This is a genomic window from Phyllobacterium bourgognense, from assembly GCF_003337575.1.
Lineage (GTDB): Bacteria > Pseudomonadota > Alphaproteobacteria > Rhizobiales > Rhizobiaceae > Phyllobacterium > Phyllobacterium bourgognense.
The window spans coordinates 21435-42607 of the sequence record NZ_QPJM01000013.1 but is presented as its reverse complement, the minus strand read 5'-3'; the positions used below and the strand labels follow the sequence as shown (position 1 = coordinate 42607).

Here is a 21173-nt window from a genome sequence, read left to right as displayed (position 1 = left end):
TATCGACGCCGTTCGACGCTGCTCACTATGATCCTGCAAGATCAGATCGCCTGCACCCGGAGATACCATGCCAGACAAGAATTATGTTCTTACCCTTTCCTGTGAAGATCGACCGGGTATCGTTGCGTCGGTAACGACGGAGCTTGCCGGCATGGACGCGAATATTGCCGAGAGCAATCAGTTCTGGGACAGACAGACAAATCGCTTTTTCATGCGCATCGCCTTCACGGCAGCCGAAGGCACAACCAAGGATGATGTCGAACGAGCTTTGAAACCCGCCATTCAGCGCTTCGACATGAAAACCAGTCTTGTTGACCAATCGAAAAAGCCGAAGATCATCATCATGGTATCCAAGTTCGACCATGCGCTGTTGCATCTGTTCTACCAGATCAAAGTTGGCTGGCTGGACGCCGATGTTGCTGCGATCGTCTCCAACCACGAAGACAGCCGCCGCTTTGCCGAACATGAAAGTATTCCTTATCACGTCCTGCCGGTCTCCAAGGACAACAAGATCGAGCAGGAAGAGGCTCTGCTCAAGATCGTCAAGGACACCGGCGCTGACCTTGTAGTCCTGGCGCGCTACATGCAGGTCCTGTCAGACAATTTGTCGAAACGGTTGTTCGGCAAAGTCATCAATATCCACCATTCGTTCCTGCCAAGCTTCAAGGGTGCCAAGCCCTATCACCAGGCTTTCGAACGCGGCGTGAAGCTTATTGGCGCGACAGCGCATTATGTGACGCCTGACCTCGATGAGGGTCCCATCATCGAGCAGGAGACCGAACGCGTTACCCATGCCATGAGTGCGGAAGATTTCGTGGCTACCGGCCGCGACATTGAAAGCCGAGTGCTGGCGCGGGCAGTAAAGAAACATCTCGAATCGCGCGTCATGCTCAACGGTCACAAGACGGTTGTATTCGGATAATCGCCCGCGCCTTCACTTGGTTGAAAAGTAGTTGTCCAGATTGGAAACGACACGGTCGGCCATCGCCTTGCGCGTTTCGACCGTGGCGCTGCCCATATGCGGCTGCAACACCACATTATCCAGTGCAAACAGGGCCTCGGGAACGTTCGGTTCGTCCACGAACACGTCGAGGCCGGCGCGCCCAAGTTCTCCCGATTGCAAAAGCTCGACCAAGGCAGTTTCATCGACGACTGTGCCGCGTGCGATATTGACAAAGGTTCCCTCGGAGCCAAGCGCCTGTAGCACATCGCGTGAAATGACGCCTTTCGTTGCATCCCCACCGGGCAAAATTGCGATCAAGGCAGAACACCTGCGCGCCATTTCGACCAGATCAGGAAAATACTCGTATGAGACGTCGTGTCTCTTGTTGCGCGTGTGATAAACGACTTCGCAGCCAAAAGCAGTCAATTTTCTTGCGATGACGCTGCCAATCCGACCAAGCCCCACCAGTCCGATCTTCTTGCCTTCAATCCCCTGCGCCAAGGGTGGTGTTTCCCCACTTGCCCAGCGCCCCTCCCGAACGAAACGATCATTCGCAACGATGTCGCGGGTAGCAGCCAGCAGAAGTGTGATCGCCATATTTGCGGTGTCTTCGTTGAGAACGTCCGGCGTATTGGCGATCTTTATTCCCTTGGTTTCCGCGTAAGCAATATCCAGCGAATCGGTGCCAACACCAAACGATGAAACGATCTCAAGTGAAGGCAGCAAATCGATCATATCCGCCTTGAGGCCAGTGAACGTACTCGTGACCGCCGCGCGAAAGCGTTCTGCATTTTGCTGCAGAAAGCCTAGAGCGTCTTTTTCCTCGTAGAGCTTTTCAGTTGCGTATCGCTTCTTCAACTCCTCCGTTAGGTACGGCATGAGAGGGCCAAGCAAGAGGAGAGGTTGTTTTTCCATCAGATCGGATCCCGTCGAGTGCAGACTGAGTTAGAACAATAGCTGCACTCGAGGGGCAAAGACAAACTATTTGCATATGAAGCAAGTCTTTATCTGCAGTCATTTGTTGAGTTGGCGCTTGCCTTTTTGGATACATTGGTGTGAAAACCATCGCACCATTGCTGCAGGGCGGAACATGAAAAAGACAGTTGAAATTGCCGATCTGAAAGAACTAGCCAAGCGGCGCGTCCCGAAAATGTTCTTCGACTACGCCGATTCTGGTGCATGGACGGAGAGCACTTATCGCGCAAACGAAGAGGATTTCCGCAAGATCCAATTGCGCCAGCGTGTTGCGGTCGACATGACCGACCGTACCCTCGAAAGCACGATGATCGGCCAGAAAGTTTCCATGCCTGTCGCTCTTGCACCAACCGGCTTGACGGGTATGCAGCATGCAAATGGCGAGATGCTGGCGGCGCAGGCGGCCGAAGAATTCGGCGTTCCGTTCACGCTCTCAACAATGAGTATCTGTTCAATCGAGGATGTTGCATCGGCGACAACCAAGCCTTTCTGGTTCCAGCTTTATGTGATGCGCGACCGCGATTTTATCTATAATTTGATCGACCGTGCCAAAGCTGCCAAGTGCTCGGCTTTGGTTCTGACGCTTGATCTGCAGATTTTGGGCCAGCGCCACAAGGATTTGCGTAACGGTCTTTCTGCCCCCCCGAAGTTTACACCGAAACACATCTGGCAAATGGCCACTCGTCCACAATGGTGTATGGAGATGCTCAGGACCAAGCGCCGTACATTCGGCAATATCGTCGGTCACGCCAAAGGCGTGGGCGATTTGTCGTCCCTGTCAGTCTGGACAACCGAACAGTTCGATCCACGTCTCTCCTGGAACGATGTCACCTGGATAAAGGAACGGTGGGGCGGCAAACTTATCATCAAAGGCATTCTTGATGTCGAAGATGCAAAGATGGCGGCGGCGACTGGTGCGGATGCGATTATCGTATCCAATCATGGAGGCCGCCAGCTTGACGGTGCACCCTCGTCCATTTCAGTACTTGCAGATATCGTCGACGCCGTTGGCGACAAGATCGAAGTGCACTTCGACGGTGGTATTAGATCTGGCCAGGACGTGTTGAAGGCGCTCGCCATCGGAGCCAAAGGTACATATATCGGTCGAGCCTTTCTTTACGGCCTGGGTGCCGGCGGAAAAAAAGGCGTCACCGAGGTATTGGAGATCATCCGCAAGGAGCTCGATATTACCATGGCCCTATGCGGCGAGCGCGACATCAACGTTCTTGACCGAAACAACCTCTACAAGAGCGGGCTCGAAACAAAACCCCGAATGGCCGAAGTGAAGAAGAAGCGCGCCCGCACAGCCGACGCGTGAAACCTAAAACACGCTCTTGAAGAAGCCAAGACCGGACAGCTGCTTCGAGTTTTCGAACTTTACAGAGACATCCGAAGTAAGGTTGTCCAGCCTTCCGGCCGTGATTGCCTCAAGCATCGTCTTGTAGGCACGAGAACCCTTGAAATACTGCCCGCCCTCTATCGCCTTCTTGACGAATTCTTCCGTTTCACTAAAGAATTTGAAATGCAGAAGTGAGCCATGGATGGGAGAAAAGTTGCGGTGGAATGGCCACGGCTTATGGATGCTGATGGTAAATGCGATATCGTGTTCAACATAGAGCAGCGGATATTTCATCAATTCATCATAGTACTCGGGAGAGTTCAACAACCTATCTCTTGGCCCTCCCATCATCGACATGGCCGAGTTGGTGCGGAACAGCCGATACCCTTGCCGATCAAAGGTGTTGGCAATCTCCCAAGGCATGACGTCCAAGGAGCCGTCGAAGACCGCCGACTTGAGTGAGGCTGATGGATAACAATCGATCATCGGTGCCGGGCAGTGCAGCACTCCCTTTGCTTGCAATCCCGCAATCAGCTCTGGCAGCTTTCTCGTCTCGCACTCGTCATAAATAAAATACTCGTCGCAATCGACATTCATGTACCAGCGCTTGGTTCCATAAATCCGGACCAGAGCCTCACGCCAAAGATTGCCGCCGTTTGCCTGGCGATACCGGATATTCGAACCGAAGAGATCGACATCATGTTCGTCGAGCAGTTTTTCTCGAGTACCATCCGTCGATTGGTCATCCACACACAAGAATCGCGTTATTCCCAATTTTCGATAGTGCGCAAGGAACGACGGCAGAAACTGAATGCTGTTATGCGTCAGAAAGATGAGCGGTATATCGTTCGGCCCAAGAGGCCGGACGTCACCTTTTCTTAGAGACAATAATTCAACCGGATCGTGACGCTTCTTTACATTGAAATTGCGCCAACGCGTGAGCAAGGACTGGCTTCGACTGCTCGGGAAAGCGGCTGGACTGCCAGGACGGTATGGGAAGGGGATTTCCAGTCTTGGAAACAAGAAAGTTTGATGCCGTTTCAACAGGTGGGTCCGCCTTGAACGAGAATCGGTTCTTTGGTGGGTGTGACCCCAGAAAGCCGACCGATTAAACTTGCGCGTGTGGAAGGTCAAGTGTGACTCGATGAGTGCCGGCAGCCAGCATTGTTGACGTGAAAGCCGGAATGCGCGCCGCAATTTGGCGGCAATGAGGGGTTTTTCTTTTCCGCATTTGGTTTAAAACCCTACCCTGACTCTCAGAATATAAAGCGAGGCATTATGCAGAATGAACTTGATATCTACGTGGGATGGGACTCACGCGAACCGATCGCCTATGAGGTCGCCAAGAGCACTGTATTGAAACATGCGACCATTCCTGTTCGCGTAATTCCGATCAAGTTGGAAGAACTTGTGGAAAAAGGCGCATATACGCGTGATATCGACCCTCTCGCCTCGACCGAGTTCACCTATTCACGCTTCTTCACGCCTTGGCTCGCTGGCTATAAGGGTTGGGCACTCTTCTGCGATTGCGACTTCCTGTTTTTCGGTGATGTGGCAAAACTGCTCGAATACCGAGATGAAACGAAAGCGGTCGTCTGCGTCAAGCACGACTATACGCCGAAGGAAGGCACGAAGATGGACGGCAAGGTCCAGACCAGCTATCCGCGCAAAAATTGGTCATCGTTCATGCTGTTCAATTGTGATCACCCCTCAACACGCCAACTCGCCCCGGAACTTATCAATCGGGAGAGCGGTGCGTATCTGCACCGGATGCAATGGGCGCAAGACGACGAAATTGGCGAGGTTCCGGTTGAATGGAACTGGCTGGAAGGCTGGAACGAAAAGCCGGTGCACGGTTATCCAAACGCCGTCCACTTCACCAATGGCGGACCTTGGTTCAAGGATTGGCAGAATGTGGACTACGCCGACGAGTGGCGCGCGGCCGCCAGCGCTGTCGATCCGAATTGGAAAACTATCTGAATCTCCGATAGTCCGGATTTGCAATAATAAACCGCGCTGCCTTTAACGACACGCGGTTTATACCGCTAAGCGCGAAACGATGCGTCCGCATTCATCGCATTGAATTTGCTGAGAGCTTCATCTGTCCATAAGGGAAGGCCGGAGTTTTTGGCCACGTCGTGATCAGCCGTGTAGAGCGAATATCCTCGATCGATGAGTACCTGTAGTATCTGCTTGTCGGTACCAGCGTGCAAACGTTTCAGATTAGCGTCGTTGTAAACATGTCCTGACGAATCAGGATTGATCCCACTGATAATCACAACCTTGGCGCCGCTCAGAATGGCATAAAAGACTGCTGTAAGCCCATTTGAGAACTTCATATTATCGTCGATTTCGACATTGAGGTCTCCCATGACAGCCTCATACATTGCCATGCGCTTGAAGCGGTTGATCACCTTTACGTGGTCATAAGAATAGTTGAACGCCGCGAGCCCTTGTTGAAGCAGGTCCAAGCTTTTAGGCCAGCGTACGACGTAAAGGAGCCGTGTACGTTTTCCGTCAAGCACCTTACGAACGTGCAGCGCGTTGGTCGTTTGCCCCTCAACCTGATTGAACTGCATGAAGGTCGCGTCGGGGACGTCAACTCCCCACTTGTCCAAAATGCTTTGCGAACCATTGACCGTGATCACATGAAACTGTGAGCCGAAGCCGGCGGGGACCGTCGAAACGGGTGCCGACCCTACGACCACGACTGGTCCCCTAAATTCAACCGGATGCGTGGGGGCACGGGGTCGCAAAATCCTGTAAATTACAGACCGCCGGATCTTGGTCAGGATTTCAAACCGAGGCAACCTCATAAAGCGCGGCCTTTCGCAATGCGGTTTGAACATCCTCGCGCATAAAGGTTATGATATGCGGATATACTGGTACGCCCAAGGGGAATCGAACCCCTGTTTGCGCCGTGAGAGGGCGCCGTCCTGACCGCTAGACGATGGGCGCGTCGCAGGTAGCTATGAGGGGGTATAATCAAGCGTACGGCAAAGTGCAATAATGATTTCTCACCAGCTTCCAACTAACCCCTCGCCCTATCAATTGCCAGCGGCTTCCGAAATTCGTGCCACCACGCGTTTGGTTGCAATATCATAGAGAAGGATTTGCCGGGTTCCGTCGGCCAACCTCGTTTCCAAAGAAAGCGTATTGTTCGTGAGATTGTGGGAAAGTATCCGCGTCCCTGGATCGAGCGTTATAGCCTCGCCGGTCAGCGCCGCACCGAGTGGTTGTCCAGGAACCTCGGAACGAACCGCCGTAACCACTTCAGGAACCGGCTGGCTAATCTTGTAGACAATGGCCGCCAGCACCGCCATAAGACCGATCACCATGATACCGATGGAAACAGCCAATAGCCGGATCATCTTGCGCCGGACCCGTTCCATTGCCGGATCAAGGGGCTGTTCGTCCCTATCGATGTCCGGGTTGATGTTGGCCATATATAATGTTCTCCGAGGTTTCAAACCAAGCCTCCTGTAACGAAGGGACCGAGGTTTTGAAAGAGCTAATTACCGATACTGATTCAAGCGGCAAGAGACTGGACGCCTGGCTTTCGGCGCAGCTGACGCCAGATCTTTCGCGCAATCGCATCCAATCGCTCATCAGCGGGGGCCAGGTAAGTATTGACGGCAAACCAATCCGCGAGACCAAACACAAGCTGCGCGAGGGTCTTCGCGTTACGATCGAGATCCCCGAACCCGAAGATGCAACGCCCAAGGGTGAAGATATCGCACTCCACATCCTCTACGAGGACGCCGACCTGATCGTTATCAACAAACCTGCCGGCCTTGTGGTCCATCCCGGAAATGGCAATTGGACCGGTACCTTGGTCAATGCATTGATCTATCATTGCGGCGATACCCTGTCTGGCATCGGCGGTGTCAGACGGCCGGGAATCGTACATCGTCTCGACAAGGAAACCAGCGGCATCATGGTCGTCGCCAAGAACGATCTCGCTCATCGTCATCTCAGCGCTCAGTTCGCTGATCATGGGCGCACGAATGATCTGGAGCGCGCGTATCTTGCCATCGTATGGGGAACACCTGATCGAACAACTGGCACCATCGATGCTCCTCTTGGCAGATCACATCGAGATCGCACCAAGCAAGCTGTTGTCCATGAGGAACGCGAGGACGCCCGTCACGCGGTTACGCATTTCGAGGTTAAGGAGCGATATGCCGCCAAGGAGGACGCAACCGCCCTTGCATCACTCGTGGAGTGCCGTCTGGAGACAGGAAGAACCCATCAGATCCGTGTCCATATGGCTCATTTAGGCCAACCTCTGGTGGGCGATCTGGAGTATGGCAGTGCTTACAAGACCAAAGCTAACAAGCTCGACGAACCCTTGCAAAGCATCGTCAAGGGTTTCACTCGGCAGGCACTGCATGCAAGGCTTCTTGCTTTCGAGCACCCATCGACCGGCGAGCTCCTGCGGTTTGAAGCACCAGTACCGGAAGATATGGCCGAATTGATCAAGGCTTTTCAGGAAAGAGCATGATATAGTTCGAATGACGGAACCTTTAGTGACGTCCGGAGTTCGTTAACAATGAGCAAAACCTGACCGTATTGTTCACATTTGTGTGACGGATTGTTTCGCTGCTTAATGCACCGTGTTTTTGACAAAATGATACCTATATATTGATAGCGCTAATCCTGTCCGCGCCAAGCTATTGGGTGGGCGGTTAATGCGGACCTGCCGATAATGGGGGTCTATTCCAAAATGAGGAGGGGTGCTCAGTGGCCCAAAATCTTCCAAGTATCTTAGGTGGTGACGGTGGATTGACCCGTTACCTAGAAGAAATTCGTCGCTTTCCGATGCTCGAACCGCAGGAAGAGTACATGCTCGCCAAGCGGTATCTTGAACATGCCGATCCGAAAGCCGCGCATAAGCTTGTCACAAGCCATCTGCGTCTAGTTGCCAAAATTGCAATGGGTTATCGCGGCTATGGCCTGCCGATCGGCGAAGTTATATCCGAAGGAAACGTTGGTCTGATGCAGGCCGTAAAACGCTTCGAACCGGAACGCGGCTTCCGTCTTGCCACATATGCAATGTGGTGGATCAAGGCTTCGATCCAGGAGTATGTCTTGCGTTCGTGGAGCCTGGTCAAAATGGGCACGACTGCAAACCAGAAGCGTCTTTTCTTTAACCTTCGTAAGGTGAAGAGCAAGATTCAAGCACTCGACGATGGCGATCTCAATCCTGAACAGGTCAAGGAGATTGCGACTCGTCTCAGTGTTTCTGAAGAAGAGGTTGTTTCGATGAACCGCCGCCTGTCTGGCGACGCGTCGTTAAATGCGCCAATTCGTTCATCCGATGGTGAAGCCGGCGGCGATTGGCAGGATTGGCTTGTCGATGACCATGATAGCGCGGAAACGATGCTGATTGAACAGGACGAGCTGGAAAATCGCCGTGAGATGCTCACGGGGGCGATGTCGTCACTCAATGACCGCGAACGTCGCATCTTTCAGGCACGGCGCCTTGCCGATGATCCTGTAACCCTGGAGGATCTTTCAACGGAGTTCGGCATCAGCCGCGAACGCGTTCGCCAGATCGAAGTTCGCGCATTTGAAAAAGTGCAGGACGCCGTTAAGGCAGCAGCTGTCAGACAGCAAAAGGCACTGGTTTCGACGGGTTCCGACGCGCGTTGAACCAGTTTGCTGGATTGAAAAAGGCCGCTGATGCGGCCTTTTTGCGTCTGCTTAGCCTCCCGCTTTCGCGGCCCAGGACTTTAAAACCTCATCAAACGCTTTCTCACCAGGCAAACCCTTCTCAAGTGTAATCAGGGCCCGCCTACCCGTCTTATAAGCGATGGGTATGTCGATCCACGATTGGCGCCGTATCAGTGACATGTTGGTGTCGACAGCTGTCTTTGCGTCGTTCATGGCAATGATGAAAAAATTATCGGCGATCTTGGCCGGAATGGCGACAAGCGGGCTTCCTGGAGCTTGCTCAGTGTCCTTGAAGGTCATGCGTGAGACGTTATCTATCGATCCCCCTGGAAAGCCCTCCGGCACAGTAAAGATCATCTCGACCAGATGGCTGGCCGGAAGTGACTTATCCCCATTGCGCCGTATGATCATGCGCAAATTAATGCCCCGGTCGGGAATAGTTACATCGGCCTTGATGGCAGGCTCGGGTGGAAGGTCATTACCGGGCGATTCTTGAACAACGGACCAGACTACACCGCCAGCATCGGCAGTTCCTGCATCCTGCCCGGAGCGCTCTTCATAGAAGAAGGCTTTCTGGCCGATAGGCAGAGCCGCAGGTGGCTGTGTTTGGCCAGCGGCTTGCTGCTGACCTTGCGCTTGAGGCGGCTGTGCCGGCTGATCCGGCGTCGACGCGGCCACAGAAGTGCCCTCTCCCAGTGAAGGAGTGTCATTCGCAGGGCCAGGATTAATCTCCTGACCGTCCGGGAGGAGACGTTGAGTAAGCTTTGGTTCAGCCTTTGACTCCGCGGTCTCGGGCTTGGGTGATGGGCCAGGCGTGGTCTGAGCCGGCTTGGCGGGCGATGCTGGAGTCGTTGGCTCGTTCGTCGCGGTCTTGGCTGGCGGCGTGTCCCTGTTAGTCAGGTTGGCCAGGTAGGTTTTTAAGGCAGTCGCCTCCTGAGCAATTCGGTCGCGATAGTTCCAGCCCGCATAACCGGCGCCAGCAATGATCAGTAGCAAGGCTGCTATACCAAGCAGAGGCACCAACGAACGTCGTTGCGATGGCCGTTTAAGGGGGCCCCGCGTATAGACACCATAATCACCTGAAGAGCGATCCTCGGTGGCTGTGCTCAGATCGTCATCCCGTTCCTCAGGACCGCGTCCTGAATCCACAGGCCCGGTTAAGGTAAAGCCATCATGATTGTCTTTCTTGTCACGTGTTGACCCGCCCGCATCGTGGCTTGACAGAAAGTCTTCTAGTGCATCCGGCTGAGTCTCGACCTTGGCAAAGGAAGGCGCCGCAGATTTGGTCGAAGCAGCGGGCGCCGAAGGTGCGGATGCCGGTACTGATACTGGTGTTGGAATGGGTGGAGGCGGCGAAACCGGAGCGGGTTCGGGTATGATATCCTCAACTGCAGGTGCAAAATCGGACTCGACCTCGACAATGGCGTCTTCAAGTGCCTTTATCTGACGTGTGGCCACGGCCTCCGGCGCATTCAGTGTTACAAGCTTCTGCTCAATCGTTGCCCGAGCTTTCGCATATACACGTTGCCGTAGCGCCGGCGTTGGGTCCGCCAGCCCGTCAATTGTCTTTCTCAATACCGCAACGAAATCTGCCATTCACCCAAACCCATGGTTTTGTTGTAAGATTATCTCCCAGGACGTGCTCCTGACTCTAATCATGAAACGGATCGGTAACAAGTATCGTATCGTCGCGTTCGGGGCTGGTGGACAGAAGCGCGATCGGCGCACCGATCAACTCTTCCACATAACGCACGTACTTTACCGCCTGCGCCGGAAGTTCGCTCCAGCTGCGGGCACCCGCCGTGGTCCCTTTCCAACCCTCCAGAGTCTCGTAGATCGGCGTCACCCTCGCCTGCTGGCCTTGACCCGCCGGAAGATAGTCAATTACTTCACCATCGAGCTCGTACCCGGTACAGACCTTGATCTCATCAAGCCCATCCAGCACGTCAAGCTTAGTCAAAGCGATACCGCTGATGCCGTTGTTGGCAACCGCTTGGCGGACCAGAACAGCATCGAACCAACCGCAGCGGCGCTTGCGCCCCGTAACGGTCCCAAATTCGTGGCCGCGTTCGCCAAGAAATTGTCCGACTTCATTCTGTTGTTCCGTCGGGAAAGGACCCTCGCCAACGCGCGTGGTATAGGCCTTGGTGATACCAAGAACATAGTGCAATGATCCTGGGCCAATTCCTGATCCGGCCGATGCCTGTCCCGCAACCGTGTTCGATGAGGTCACGAATGGGTAGGTGCCGTGGTCGATATCAAGGAGGGTCCCCTGCGCGCCTTCAAAGAGAATACGTTCACCGGCTCGTTTCTTCTGGTCGAGCACATACCAAACCCTGTCCATGAACGGCAAGATATGTGGGGCAGCTTCATTGAGTTCAGCAAGCAATCTCGCGCCGTCGACTTCCTCTATGCCGAGACCGCGTCTTAGGGGATTGTGATGCGCAAGCAAACGTTCGATCTTGGCAGGCAGCGTGTCCGGATCAGCAAGATCGAGGACGTGGATTGCGCGGCGGCCCACCTTGTCTTCATAGGCCGGTCCGATGCCGCGGCCTGTCGTTCCGATCTTCGTACCCGAATTGGAAGCTTCGCGTCTGCGATCGAGCTCGCCGTGAATTGAAAGAATTAGCGTCGTGTTTTCGGCAATCTTCAGCGTTTCGGGCGTAATAACAACGCCCTGCGCTTCGAGTTTCTTCTTTTCAGCAATGAATGCGTGTGGATCGAATACAACGCCATTGCCGATAATTGAAAGCTTGCCCTGGCGCACGACGCCCGATGGCAAAAGAGACAATTTGTAGGTAACGCCATCAACCACCAGCGTGTGACCTGCATTGTGACCGCCCTGAAAGCGAACAATGACATCAGCACGTTCTGAAAGCCAATCGACAATCTTACCCTTGCCCTCATCACCCCACTGGGAACCGATCACAACAACATTTGCCATCCAAAACTCCTCAATCATAATCTCGTAGTGCTTATGCTCGACTACCTCTCGGATGCAGCAACAACACTTTAATGGCGTACAACCCTTTCAAAAACCGATTCTGGTTTTGGGGTTATGCGCTAAATGCGGTGCTTCTATACAGGCTGGTTCATAAAAGCGCGACAATTCTTTCGATTGCCAACCGGCCAATTTGGCTTTATCGCGCGATTAAACCTGTCGTCTCGGTGATTTATGCGGGATGATCAATTGTAGGCGACAGAGCTATGAACCGCACGGCTTACGTTTTTCTTTTGACGACTGCCCTGTTGTGGGGCGGCAATGCTGTTGCAGGCAAATTCGCTGTTGGTCACATTTCTCCAATGCTCCTGACGTTGTTGCGTTGGCTGCTTGCCTTCCTTTTTATTAGCGCTTTCAGCTTGAAGCAGGTTCGGCGGGACTGGGAACAGTTGCGACCAAATCTACCCATGTTAGCCGCACTAGGCGCTTTCGGCTTCACATTTTTCAACATGGCTCTCTACAGCGCACTAAATTACACCTCGGCTATCAATGTCACGATCGAGCAAGCCGGCATACCAATGGTAATTTTCGTGGCAAATTTAATGTTGTTTGGCACACGTGTACAACCAGGACAGATTTTTGGGTTTAGCCTTTCACTTGTTGGAGTCGCCTTGACAGCGGGCCATTGAAGTTTCGCACGTTTGGCTAGCCTCGACGTCAGTTCTGGCGACGCGCTGATGCTTCTCGCGGTACTCCTCTATAGCGGCTACACCGTCGCGCTACGCTTTAGACCAAACATCAATTGGCAAAGCCTCATGACGGTAATGACCTTTTTTGCGTTTGTTACGGCCGTTCCGTTCACGATTTGGGAATGGCAGAATGGGACGATGACCCCGCCCGACCCCACAGGAACAATGGTTGTCCTTTATACCGCCATTTTTCCTTCGCTCGCGGCACAGGTACTTTTCATCAAAGGCGTCGAATATATCGGTGCGAACCGCGCTGGCTTGTTTATCAATGCAGTTCCGATTTTTGGAACATTGCTCGCAGTTGCATTGCTGGGCGAGGACTTCCAAATCTATCACGGCGTAGCGCTGGTCCTCGTGCTGGGCGGAATCTGGATTGCCGAACTCAGCGGCCGCAAACATGCCGGTACTAGCGGAGCTGGCGCAGCATGAAACAGGCGTCATTAGAATAGGTTGCAAGCTTTTCAACTAGTTCCGATCGATCAACCGTCTCAAATCCGTGTCTATGCCAGAAAATCGATGATCCATTGACTGCAACGAGCGAGATCGTTTGGCAGCCGAGCTGTCTGGCGTGGTCGATCACCGTTCGTACGATTTCACTTGCAGCGCCACTGCCGCGCGCCGCATTCACCAACGCTACATCGTGGATATAATAATTGTCTGGCCAATCCGGCAAAGCCACGAGCACCGTATTCAGAGGCGGAATGTCAAAGCTTTTCCACGGGTGAGTGATCGCATAACCAAGAGTGGTTGCCCCGTTCTCAAAAACATATGTACCTTGCCCGTGCAATGAAAAACGATTGAAAAAAACCGCGTCATCTTCCGGAAAATGGGGATGAACCTCAGCCGCAACCGCGCCGACAGAAGCAAGATCGCTTGCTTCCATCAAACGCCAGCACGGTGCATTTTCGACGGACTTCATAATGGTCAACCGATGTCGAATTCCAACGGCTTGGCAGAAACGATCGCCTTGTTAATGCGCAATTCTTCCAGAACATGGTCCGGAATCCGTTCGTCAAGATAGAGCATGGCGATTGCGTTTCCACCGGGATTGTCACGACCCAGCGAGAAGTTCGCGATATTGACATTGTTGTTGCCGCAGATAGTACCGAGCAAGCCAATCATTCCCGGCGTATCATTATTGGTTGTGTAGAGCATATGCGGACCGACTTCGGCATCGAGATTGATACCCTTGATCTGGATGAAACGTGGCTTGCCATCCGAGAAACAGGTGCCGGCAATTGACCGCGTCAACGATGCAGTCTTCACGGTGAGCTTTATATAACCATCAAATACGCCGGATTTATCGCGCCTTACCTCGGAAAGAACGATACCACGCTCCTTCACCATGACCGGCGCCGAGACCATGTTTACATCGGCCACCTGAGGACGGATAAGGCCGGCCAGAGCGGCGCTTACCAGTGCACGCGTATTCATTGCAGCCGTTGAGCCATCGAACAGAACCTCCACTTCCTGGATGGGATCTTCAGTGACCTGGCCAACAAATGCTCCGAGCACCTCTGCAAGCTTGACGAATGGCCGCAATCGCGGTGCCTCCTCTGCAGTGATGGATGGCATATTGATCGCATTCGAGACAGCACCCTTGATCAAATAGTCCGACATCTGCTCGGCCACCTGCAGCGCGACATTTTCTTGTGCTTCACTGGTAGAAGCACCAAGATGCGGCGTGCAGACAACGTTGGGAAGATGGAACAATTCATTCTCGGTAGCAGGTTCCACCTCGAATACATCAATGCCAGCGCCGGCCACCTTGCCGGACTTCAATGCGGCAATGAGGTCCTTCTCGATGATGAGGCCGCCGCGGGCGCAATTGATGATACGCACGCCATCCTTCATCTTTGCGATATTCTCTGCATTGATGATGCCACGTGTCTTGTCGGTCATCGGCGTATGCAAGGTTATGAAATCGGCGCGCGCCAGCAGCTCATCGAGTTCGACTTTCTCGACGCCCAGCTCTTCAGCTCGCCCTTCCGAAAGGAAGGGATCGAAGGCAATCACATGCATTTTGAGGCCGACACCACGTGCGGCGACGATGGACCCGATATTACCACAGCCGACGATCCCAAGCGTCTTGCCCGTGATCTCGATACCCATAAAGCGGTTCTTCTCCCATTTGCCTGCGCGCGTGGACGCATCGGCCTCGGGCAATTCGCGCGCGACCGCAAACATCAAGGCAACGGCATGCTCGGCCGTCGTTATAGAGTTACCGAAGGGTGTATTCATTACGATAATGCCGCGCCGTGAGGCGGCTGGAATATCGACATTGTCAACGCCAATACCTGCGCGCCCGACAACCTTCAGATTCTTTGCAGCAGCAATCAACTTTTCGGTAACCTTGGTCGCAGAGCGGATGGCAAGACCATCGTACTGGCCGATCACTTCGAGCATTTTTTCCTTATCCGGACCGAGGTCTGGAAGATAGTCGACTTCGACACCGCGGTCCTTGAATATCTGGACCGCTGTAGGGGAGAGTTTATCGGATACGAGTACACGTGGTGCCATCATGGCCTCCATCTTTCAATGAGTAGCGTTGAATCGGAATAATGCGATCGACGACGGCCGCGGTGCTGCAGCATTTGGCCGAATTCAGGCCGCCTGTTTCAGAGCAGCTTTTTGCGACCGGAAAGCCCAGTCGAGCCAAAGCGTCAAAGCTTCAAGGTCAGCTGCCTCGACAGTGGCACCCGCCCAGATGCGCAGGCCCGACGGCGCATCGCGATAGGCGCCAATGTCATAGGCGACGCCCTCTTTCTCCAGCACCGCCACAAGGTTCTTGGCGAAATTCGCCTGGGCTTCTGCATCAAGAGCGATAATATCCGGGTCGACGATCGTCAGGCAGACAGAGGTGTTGGATCGCGTTGCCGGAACCCTCGCGAGATTGGCAATCCATGGCGTCCGCTCGACAAAAGCATCTAGAACAGCAAAATTTTGGTCTGCACGGCCAACTAGACCATCAAGCCCCCCGATGGACTTCGCCCAGGCCAATGCATCGAGGTAATCTTCAACGCATAGCATCGAGGGCGTATTGATTGTCTCGCCAGCGAAGATGCCTTCGATCACCTTGCCGCCCGAGGTGAGCCGGAAGATCTTGGGCAAGGGCCACGCCGGCTTGTAAGTGAGAAGCCGTTCAACCGCGCGGGGGCTAAGGATCAACATGCCATGCGCACCTTCGCCACCGAGCACTTTTTGCCAGGAGAACGTTACAACGTCGAGTTTATCAAAATCCAGTCGCTGCGCAAAGGCCGCGGACGTCGCATCGCAGATGGTGAGCCCTTTGCGGTCAGCGGGAATGAAATCGCCATTCGGTACCCGGACGCCGGAAGTCGTGCCGTTCCATGTGAAGACAACGTCCCGGTCGAAATCGACTTTGGAAAGATCAGGTAACTCGCCGTAGCCTGCTTCGATGGTGCGGGCGTCGCCAAGTTTAAGCTGCTTGACAACATCCGTTATCCAGCCGGAGCCGAAGCTCTCCCACGCGACCATATCGACGCCGCGCTCGCCGAGCAGCGACCAGAGTGCCATTTCGACAGCGCCCGTATCGGAGGCCGGCACGATACCGATGCGATAATCGGCGGGAACCTCTAGAATTTCGCGAGTGAGATCGATCGCCTGTTTCAGCTTGATCTTGCCGACCTTGGCGCGATGCGAGCGACCAAGCGAGGCGCCGGAAAGCGCGTCGAGCGACCATCCGGGGCGTTTTGCACATGGACCTGATGAAAAATTAGGATTAGCCGGGCGCTGCGCCGGCTTTGATAGCGTCGTCATGTTTTCTCCTATCCTTACAGATAGCTCGCCTCTCGTTGGGGAGAGGTGGCCCACTCCGGGAACTAGGAGAAATGTCGTTGGCAGTCAAGAAATATGTTTGTGCGCGACATCAAAATTGTCCGGAGCATAGGAGAGGCATAAAGAAAATACAAAACGACGACGGCAGGAGAAACCTCCTGCCGCTCGAATTTCCATTGGAAAATCAATCAGAATGCGTAGCGCACGCCAACCTTGAAGTCATGCGACGTAATGTCCTTGAATTTGAACGGTTCCGGGTTGGGCCGCGTTTGCGAGGGGATGAAGTTGGATGCATTAGCTGTCTGGCCGTCTCCAAGATCCAGGTAGCTGTAACCGAGATCGATTGTCATGCGGTCAGTCGCCTTAATGCCCACACCGGCATGCAGCGCCCATGCAAATTCCCACTGGGAGTCAGAACCTGCAAACCCGCCGCCCCCTGTAATTGCGTTGTTATCGGTAAAATTTGATATTGTATTTCGCGATGCACCAATACCTGCACCGACGTAAGGCGTGAGGCCGGCGTAAGTACCAAGATCGGTATAGGCGTTGGCCAAAAACAACCATTCTGACTTCTTCGCGTGGTATTCGTTCGTTGCCTCATCGCCATTGTCCGGAATTCCATCCGTATCATAAAAATCCAGAGCGCTGAACTCGGTCTTGCCACGATACTGGCCTGTGACGTCTGCGCGAAACCAATCGTTAAACTGATATCCAACACCAATCTGACCGGTTATGCCGGCGTCGAAATCTCCCTCATCGTGCCAGCCGTGAACAGCAGGATCCGCAAAGCCCACATAATCCAATCCATCGAATTGCTGGTTGCTCATGCCGATGTCGCCGCGCAAATACCATCCGCCAAACTGCTGGACTTCCACTACCTGCGGATCCTGTATGTCGGCCGAATATGCCGGGACAGCACCCAGGCACAGAAGCGCTGCACCCATGACAGCATGTTTGGTGAAAGTGCTCATTTCGTTTCCCTCACGAAGCCCAATGATTGAAGTGCAGCGAATGCTACTAAGGTGTTAGAAACCAATATGAGGGGGAAAAGTTAAATCTCGCTTAACCGTGTTTCTTCACCATATCCATTAACGTTAATGAATCGGAAACGACGCTGTTTGCTGGCAAAATACAAAACGGGCCCAAGGGCCCATTTGCATTAATACGTAGTAGTGTTGTTCTATGCGGCCGAAGAAATCACCGAAATAATATCGTTGACGACAGTCTCGACAAGTTTGCGGTCGTCGCCTTCTGCCATGACGCGTATCAAAGGTTCCGTTCCAGATGGCCGGATTACAAGACGGCCTGCTTGCCCCAGTCGATCCCGGGCCTCATCAATGGCGCTTTTGACCTTTTTGTTCTCCAACGGTTTACCACCAGTCGTACGAACGTTTTTCAACAGCTGCGGCACAGGAACGAACTTGCGGCAGACCTCGCTCACCGGCCTGTTCTGTTCCTGGACCACCGCAAGGATCTGCAGGGCCGACACCAGGCCATCGCCGGTTGTGGAAAAATCCGACAGCACAATGTGGCCGGACTGCTCGCCGCCAATATTGAAACCATGGCTGCGCATGTGCTCAACTACATATCGGTCACCAACCTGCGTGCGTGCCAGCGTCAACCCACGATCGACCAGGAAGCGCTCAAAGCCGAGATTGGACATGATTGTCGCAACGACACCGCCGCCGACCAGGCGGCTCGACTCTTGCCAAGATTGAGCAATGACCGCCATGAGCTGGTCGCCGTCGATGATGGCGCCGTTCTCATCCACGATCAGCACGCGGTCGGCGTCACCATCGAGCGCGATGCCGATATCGGCTCTGACTTCATGCACTTTCTTGATCAAGCCTAGTGGATGAGTTGAGCCGCAATCCTCGTTGATGTTCGTACCATTGGGCTCGTTATTGATCGTAACCACGTCGGCGCCAAGCTCCCACAATGCTGCGGGTGCAACCTTGTATGCCGCTCCGTTGGCGCAATCGACAACAATCCGCAACCCCGCCAGCGAGATGTTCTTTGGCATCGTCCGCTTGGCGAATTCGATATAGCGATAGATATCGCCGTCAACACGCTTCGCCCGGCCGAGCGCATCGAAACTGGACAGCCGATCTGTCAAATTCTCTTCCATCAATCGCTCAATTTCGAGCTCGATCTCGTCGGAGAGCTTGAAACCATCCGGACCAAACAGTTTGATACCATTATCATGGTAAGGATTATGCGATGCTGAAATCATCACACCAATATCGGCGCGCAAGGATCTGCAGAGCATGGCGACAGCCGGCGTCGGAATCGGGCCGAGGAGAAATACATCCATGCCTGTCGAGGTGAACCCGGCCACCAGTGCCGTCTCGATCATATAACCGGAAAGCCGTGTATCCTTTCCGATCACGACGCGATTGCGATGTTGGCCGCGCTTGAATGCAAGGCCTACAGCCATACCCACCTTCATTGCGATATCTGGCGTCATCGGATAGGCGTTTGCCTGCCCGCGAATACCATCTGTCCCAAAATATTTGCGAACCATTTGATTGTCCAATGCTTGGGGCTCTGGCCTTATCATATGGCCAAGAGTAGCCCTCGTTTGCTCGTGCTCGATCTCCGCTTATTGCAGAAGACCATCGATTTCGCATCTCACAATTTGTGTGGGAATTATACTTGACGCAAATGAATGAACAATTCGTACAAACGGCCGGTTTTCACCGGCCGTTTGTATAAGTTGGATTACCCCATTCAGGACGTTGGCTGCGGCTCCAAACCCTTGTCCGGTTCATCGCCCTTGCGTGGCTTCTTGGCACCAGCCTTAGGGACAGCTGAACCGCGTGACGGCGGTGTATCATCGCCGAGATCACGAGCAGGCTTGTTGCCGGCCATCAATGCCTTGATCTCTTCGCCAGTAAGCGTCTCGTATTCAAGCAGCCCTTCCGCGATGGCGATCCATTCCTTCTTCTTCTTGGTCAAGATCGTGCGGGCATGAGTATAGGCATCATCGATCAGTTTACGCACTTCCGCGTCGATCAGTTGTGCCGTCTCTTCCGAAACATTCTGCGTGCGCGCAACGGAGTGCCCGAGGAAGACTTCTTCCTGGTTCTCGCCATAGGCAACTTGGCCAAGCTTGTCCGAGAAGCCCCATCGCGTAACCATGGCGCGCGCCAGCTTGGTCGCCTGTTCGATGTCGGATGAAGCACCTGAGGTGATGTTTTCCTTACCGAACTTCAGCTCTTCGGCAATGCGGCCACCCATCATGATAGCCAGCCGGGAAATCATCCACTTGTAGCTCATCGAGTAGCGATCGCCTTCAGGCAATTGCATAACCATGCCGAGGGCACGGCCGCGCGGAATGATGGTCGCCTTGTGCAACGGATCGGCCACCTCGACATTGAGCGCGACAATGGCGTGGCCCGCTTCATGATAGGCAGTCAGTTCCTTTTCCGCCTGGGTCATGGCGGTCGAGCGACGCTCTGCACCCATCATGATCTTGTCTTTGGCGTCTTCAAATTCGAGCATGGTGACAAGGCGCTTGTTTCGGCGCGCCGCCATCAAGGCAGCCTCGTTGACAAGATTCATGAGGTCGGCGCCGGAAAATCCGGGGGTACCACGAGCCAGAACCTTCAGATCGACATTCGGTGCCAAGGGTACATTGCGTGCATGCACCTTTAGGATTTTTTCGCGGCCCGTAACATCTGGGTTTGGTACGACGACCTGACGATCGAAGCGGCCCGGACGCAATAGCGCAGGATCAAGCACGTCCGGCCGGTTGGTTGCAGCAATGAGGATCACGCCCTCGTTGGCTTCAAAACCATCCATCTCCACCAGCAACTGGTTGAGGGTCTGTTCGCGTTCATCGTTGCCACCGCCAAGGCCAGCGCCACGATGACGGCCAACCGCGTCGATTTCATCGATGAAGATGATGCATGGTGCATTCTTCTTCGCCTGTTCAAACATGTCGCGGACGCGCGATGCGCCGACACCAACGAACATTTCGACGAAGTCCGAACCGGAGATGGTGAAAAAAGGCACATTTGCTTCGCCAGCGATAGCACGAGCGAGCAGCGTCTTACCGGTACCGGGAGGGCCAACCAACAGCACTCCGCGTGGGATACGTCCGCCGAGTCGCTGGAATTTCTGTGCATCGCGCAGGAACTCGACAATTTCCTCAAGATCTTCCTTGGCTTCATCAACACCAGCCACGTCCTGGAACGTCACACGTCCATGCGCCTCGGTGAGAAGCTTGGCTTTGGACTTGCCAAAGCCCATGGCGCCGCGTGAACCCCCTTGCATCTGACGCATGAAGAATATCCACACACCGAGAATGAGGATCATCGGCAGCCAGGAAATCAGCATGCCAACGAGCGATGTCGAACCATCGGATTCAGGACGCGCGGCAATCTGAACACTCTTGCTTTCGAGGCGGCCCACAAGACCAGCATCCCCGGGTGAGTAAGTCTGGAAGCTTGCGCCATTGTCGGAATAGGTACCCGTGATCCGGTTGCCCGCGATCGTCACCGATTTTACTCGGCCGCTGTTCACGTCGTTGATGAACTGCGAATAAGGTACATCGCTCGACGCCGAACGAGAGCTTGGACTTTGGAAAAGGTTGAACAACGCAATTAGAAGCAAGGCGATAATCGCCCACAGCGCGAAGTTCCTGTAGTTAGGATTCATATCGGGTCCCATCAAAACATAACCGCAAGGACGCGGAATTTATACGTAACATAGGTTCGAAGCATGCCATTGCCAAGGCTGGCGTTCAAA

At 53.9% G+C, this 21173-nt stretch carries 17 protein-coding genes, 1 tRNA gene and 1 pseudogene; 6 read left to right on the top strand and 13 right to left on the bottom strand.

The window, feature by feature from the left end:
- Window positions 1-67 precede the first annotated feature (67 nt).
- Window positions 68-922, top strand: a complete 855-nt coding sequence (gene purU / locus C7476_RS19735; protein WP_112523679.1) for a formyltetrahydrofolate deformylase — start codon at window positions 68-70, stop codon at window positions 920-922.
- Window positions 923-934: 12 nt separating this feature from the next.
- Here the strand turns inward: purU and C7476_RS19730 are convergent, their stop codons facing one another.
- Window positions 935-1858, bottom strand: a complete 924-nt coding sequence (locus C7476_RS19730) for a 2-hydroxyacid dehydrogenase (protein WP_114431585.1) — start codon at window positions 1856-1858, stop codon at window positions 935-937.
- 175 nt (window positions 1859-2033) lie between these two features.
- On the opposite strand from C7476_RS19730, the gene C7476_RS19725 reads away from it, so the two are divergent.
- Window positions 2034-3236, top strand: a complete 1203-nt coding sequence (locus C7476_RS19725) for an alpha-hydroxy acid oxidase (RefSeq protein ID WP_114431584.1) — start codon at window positions 2034-2036, stop codon at window positions 3234-3236.
- A gap of 3 nt (window positions 3237-3239) precedes the next feature.
- Here the strand turns inward: C7476_RS19725 and C7476_RS19720 are convergent, their stop codons facing one another.
- A complete protein-coding gene (locus C7476_RS19720; RefSeq protein WP_281032734.1) occupies window positions 3240-4145 on the bottom strand; it encodes a glycosyltransferase family 2 protein in 906 nt (301 codons plus the stop codon).
- 390 nt (window positions 4146-4535) lie between these two features.
- On the opposite strand from C7476_RS19720, the gene C7476_RS19715 reads away from it, so the two are divergent.
- Window positions 4536-5237, top strand: a complete 702-nt coding sequence (locus C7476_RS19715) for a glycosyltransferase (RefSeq protein WP_114431582.1) — start codon at window positions 4536-4538, stop codon at window positions 5235-5237.
- Window positions 5238-5302: 65 nt separating this feature from the next.
- Here the strand turns inward: C7476_RS19715 and C7476_RS19710 are convergent, their stop codons facing one another.
- From C7476_RS19710 to C7476_RS19700, 3 genes are all read right to left on the bottom strand, one after another.
- Window positions 5303-5965, bottom strand: coding sequence for a membrane-anchored protein (locus C7476_RS19710; RefSeq protein ID WP_245426427.1), 663 nt, complete (start codon window positions 5963-5965; stop codon window positions 5303-5305).
- Between the two features lie 175 nt (window positions 5966-6140).
- Window positions 6141-6215 (bottom strand) — tRNA-Glu (locus C7476_RS19705).
- 89 nt (window positions 6216-6304) lie between these two features.
- Window positions 6305-6703: a fimbrial protein gene (locus C7476_RS19700; RefSeq protein ID WP_114431580.1), complete on the bottom strand. Its 399-nt coding sequence runs from the start codon at window positions 6701-6703 to the stop codon at window positions 6305-6307.
- A 5-nt stretch (window positions 6704-6708) separates the two neighbouring features.
- Between C7476_RS19700 and C7476_RS19695 the strand changes: the two genes are divergently transcribed.
- Complete coding sequence (locus C7476_RS19695) at window positions 6709-7761, top strand: RluA family pseudouridine synthase (protein WP_181872527.1); 1053 nt, start codon at window positions 6709-6711, stop codon at window positions 7759-7761.
- A gap of 239 nt (window positions 7762-8000) precedes the next feature.
- On the top strand, window positions 8001-8912 hold the full coding sequence (rpoH, locus tag C7476_RS19690) for an RNA polymerase sigma factor RpoH (RefSeq protein ID WP_112523703.1): 912 nt from the start codon (window positions 8001-8003) through the stop codon (window positions 8910-8912).
- 51 nt (window positions 8913-8963) lie between these two features.
- Here the strand turns inward: rpoH and C7476_RS19685 are convergent, their stop codons facing one another.
- A complete protein-coding gene (locus C7476_RS19685) occupies window positions 8964-10529 on the bottom strand; it encodes a transcriptional regulator (protein WP_114431579.1) in 1566 nt (521 codons plus the stop codon).
- A gap of 55 nt (window positions 10530-10584) precedes the next feature.
- Entirely contained in the window at window positions 10585-11877 is a 1293-nt protein-coding gene (locus C7476_RS19680; protein ID WP_114431578.1) for an adenylosuccinate synthase, read from the bottom strand.
- Window positions 11878-12140: 263 nt separating this feature from the next.
- Here C7476_RS19680 and C7476_RS19675 point away from each other — a divergent pair.
- Window positions 12141-13052: pseudogene (locus C7476_RS19675) on the top strand (DMT family transporter).
- On the opposite strand, the gene C7476_RS19670 reads toward C7476_RS19675, so the two are convergent.
- The 6 genes from C7476_RS19670 to ftsH form a co-directional block, all read right to left on the bottom strand.
- Window positions 13030-13542, bottom strand: a complete 513-nt coding sequence (locus C7476_RS19670) for a GNAT family N-acetyltransferase (protein ID WP_114431577.1) — start codon at window positions 13540-13542, stop codon at window positions 13030-13032. The pseudogene C7476_RS19675 and the gene C7476_RS19670 overlap by 23 nt on opposite strands.
- Window positions 13543-13547: 5 nt before the next feature.
- Complete coding sequence (gene serA, locus C7476_RS19665) at window positions 13548-15143, bottom strand: phosphoglycerate dehydrogenase (protein ID WP_114431679.1); 1596 nt, start codon at window positions 15141-15143, stop codon at window positions 13548-13550.
- A gap of 84 nt (window positions 15144-15227) precedes the next feature.
- Window positions 15228-16403 (bottom strand): phosphoserine transaminase, encoded by a 1176-nt coding sequence (locus C7476_RS19660; RefSeq protein ID WP_114431576.1) that lies wholly within the window; start codon window positions 16401-16403, stop codon window positions 15228-15230.
- A 206-nt stretch (window positions 16404-16609) separates the two neighbouring features.
- Complete coding sequence (locus C7476_RS19655; RefSeq protein WP_114431575.1) at window positions 16610-17392, bottom strand: outer membrane protein; 783 nt, start codon at window positions 17390-17392, stop codon at window positions 16610-16612.
- Window positions 17393-17601: 209 nt separating this feature from the next.
- Complete coding sequence (gene glmM / locus C7476_RS19650; RefSeq protein ID WP_114431574.1) at window positions 17602-18945, bottom strand: phosphoglucosamine mutase; 1344 nt, start codon at window positions 18943-18945, stop codon at window positions 17602-17604.
- A 206-nt stretch (window positions 18946-19151) separates the two neighbouring features.
- The gene (gene ftsH, locus C7476_RS19645; protein ID WP_114431678.1) at window positions 19152-21083 is read right to left on the bottom strand and encodes an ATP-dependent zinc metalloprotease FtsH; all 1932 of its coding nucleotides are present in this window, start codon (window positions 21081-21083) and stop codon (window positions 19152-19154) included.
- Window positions 21084-21173: the final 90 nt, after the last annotated feature.

Coding starts and splice junctions, on each gene's coding strand:
- purU (WP_112523679.1), top strand. CDS start 68: ATGCCAGACAAGAATTATGTTCTTACCCTTTCCTGTGAAGATCGACCG.
- C7476_RS19730 (WP_114431585.1), bottom strand. CDS start 1,858: ATGGAAAAACAACCTCTCCTCTTGCTTGGCCCTCTCATGCCGTACCTA.
- C7476_RS19725 (WP_114431584.1), top strand. CDS start 2,034: ATGAAAAAGACAGTTGAAATTGCCGATCTGAAAGAACTAGCCAAGCGG.
- C7476_RS19715 (WP_114431582.1), top strand. CDS start 4,536: ATGCAGAATGAACTTGATATCTACGTGGGATGGGACTCACGCGAACCG.
- C7476_RS19700 (WP_114431580.1), bottom strand. CDS start 6,703: ATGGCCAACATCAACCCGGACATCGATAGGGACGAACAGCCCCTTGAT.
- C7476_RS19695 (WP_181872527.1), top strand. CDS start 6,709: ATGTTCTCCGAGGTTTCAAACCAAGCCTCCTGTAACGAAGGGACCGAG.
- C7476_RS19685 (WP_114431579.1), bottom strand. CDS start 10,529: ATGGCAGATTTCGTTGCGGTATTGAGAAAGACAATTGACGGGCTGGCG.
- C7476_RS19680 (WP_114431578.1), bottom strand. CDS start 11,877: ATGGCAAATGTTGTTGTGATCGGTTCCCAGTGGGGTGATGAGGGCAAG.
- C7476_RS19670 (WP_114431577.1), bottom strand. CDS start 13,542: ATGAAGTCCGTCGAAAATGCACCGTGCTGGCGTTTGATGGAAGCAAGC.
- serA (WP_114431679.1), bottom strand. CDS start 15,143: ATGGCACCACGTGTACTCGTATCCGATAAACTCTCCCCTACAGCGGTC.
- C7476_RS19660 (WP_114431576.1), bottom strand. CDS start 16,403: ATGACGACGCTATCAAAGCCGGCGCAGCGCCCGGCTAATCCTAATTTT.
- C7476_RS19655 (WP_114431575.1), bottom strand. CDS start 17,392: ATGAGCACTTTCACCAAACATGCTGTCATGGGTGCAGCGCTTCTGTGC.
- glmM (WP_114431574.1), bottom strand. CDS start 18,945: ATGGTTCGCAAATATTTTGGGACAGATGGTATTCGCGGGCAGGCAAAC.
- ftsH (WP_114431678.1), bottom strand. CDS start 21,083: ATGAATCCTAACTACAGGAACTTCGCGCTGTGGGCGATTATCGCCTTG.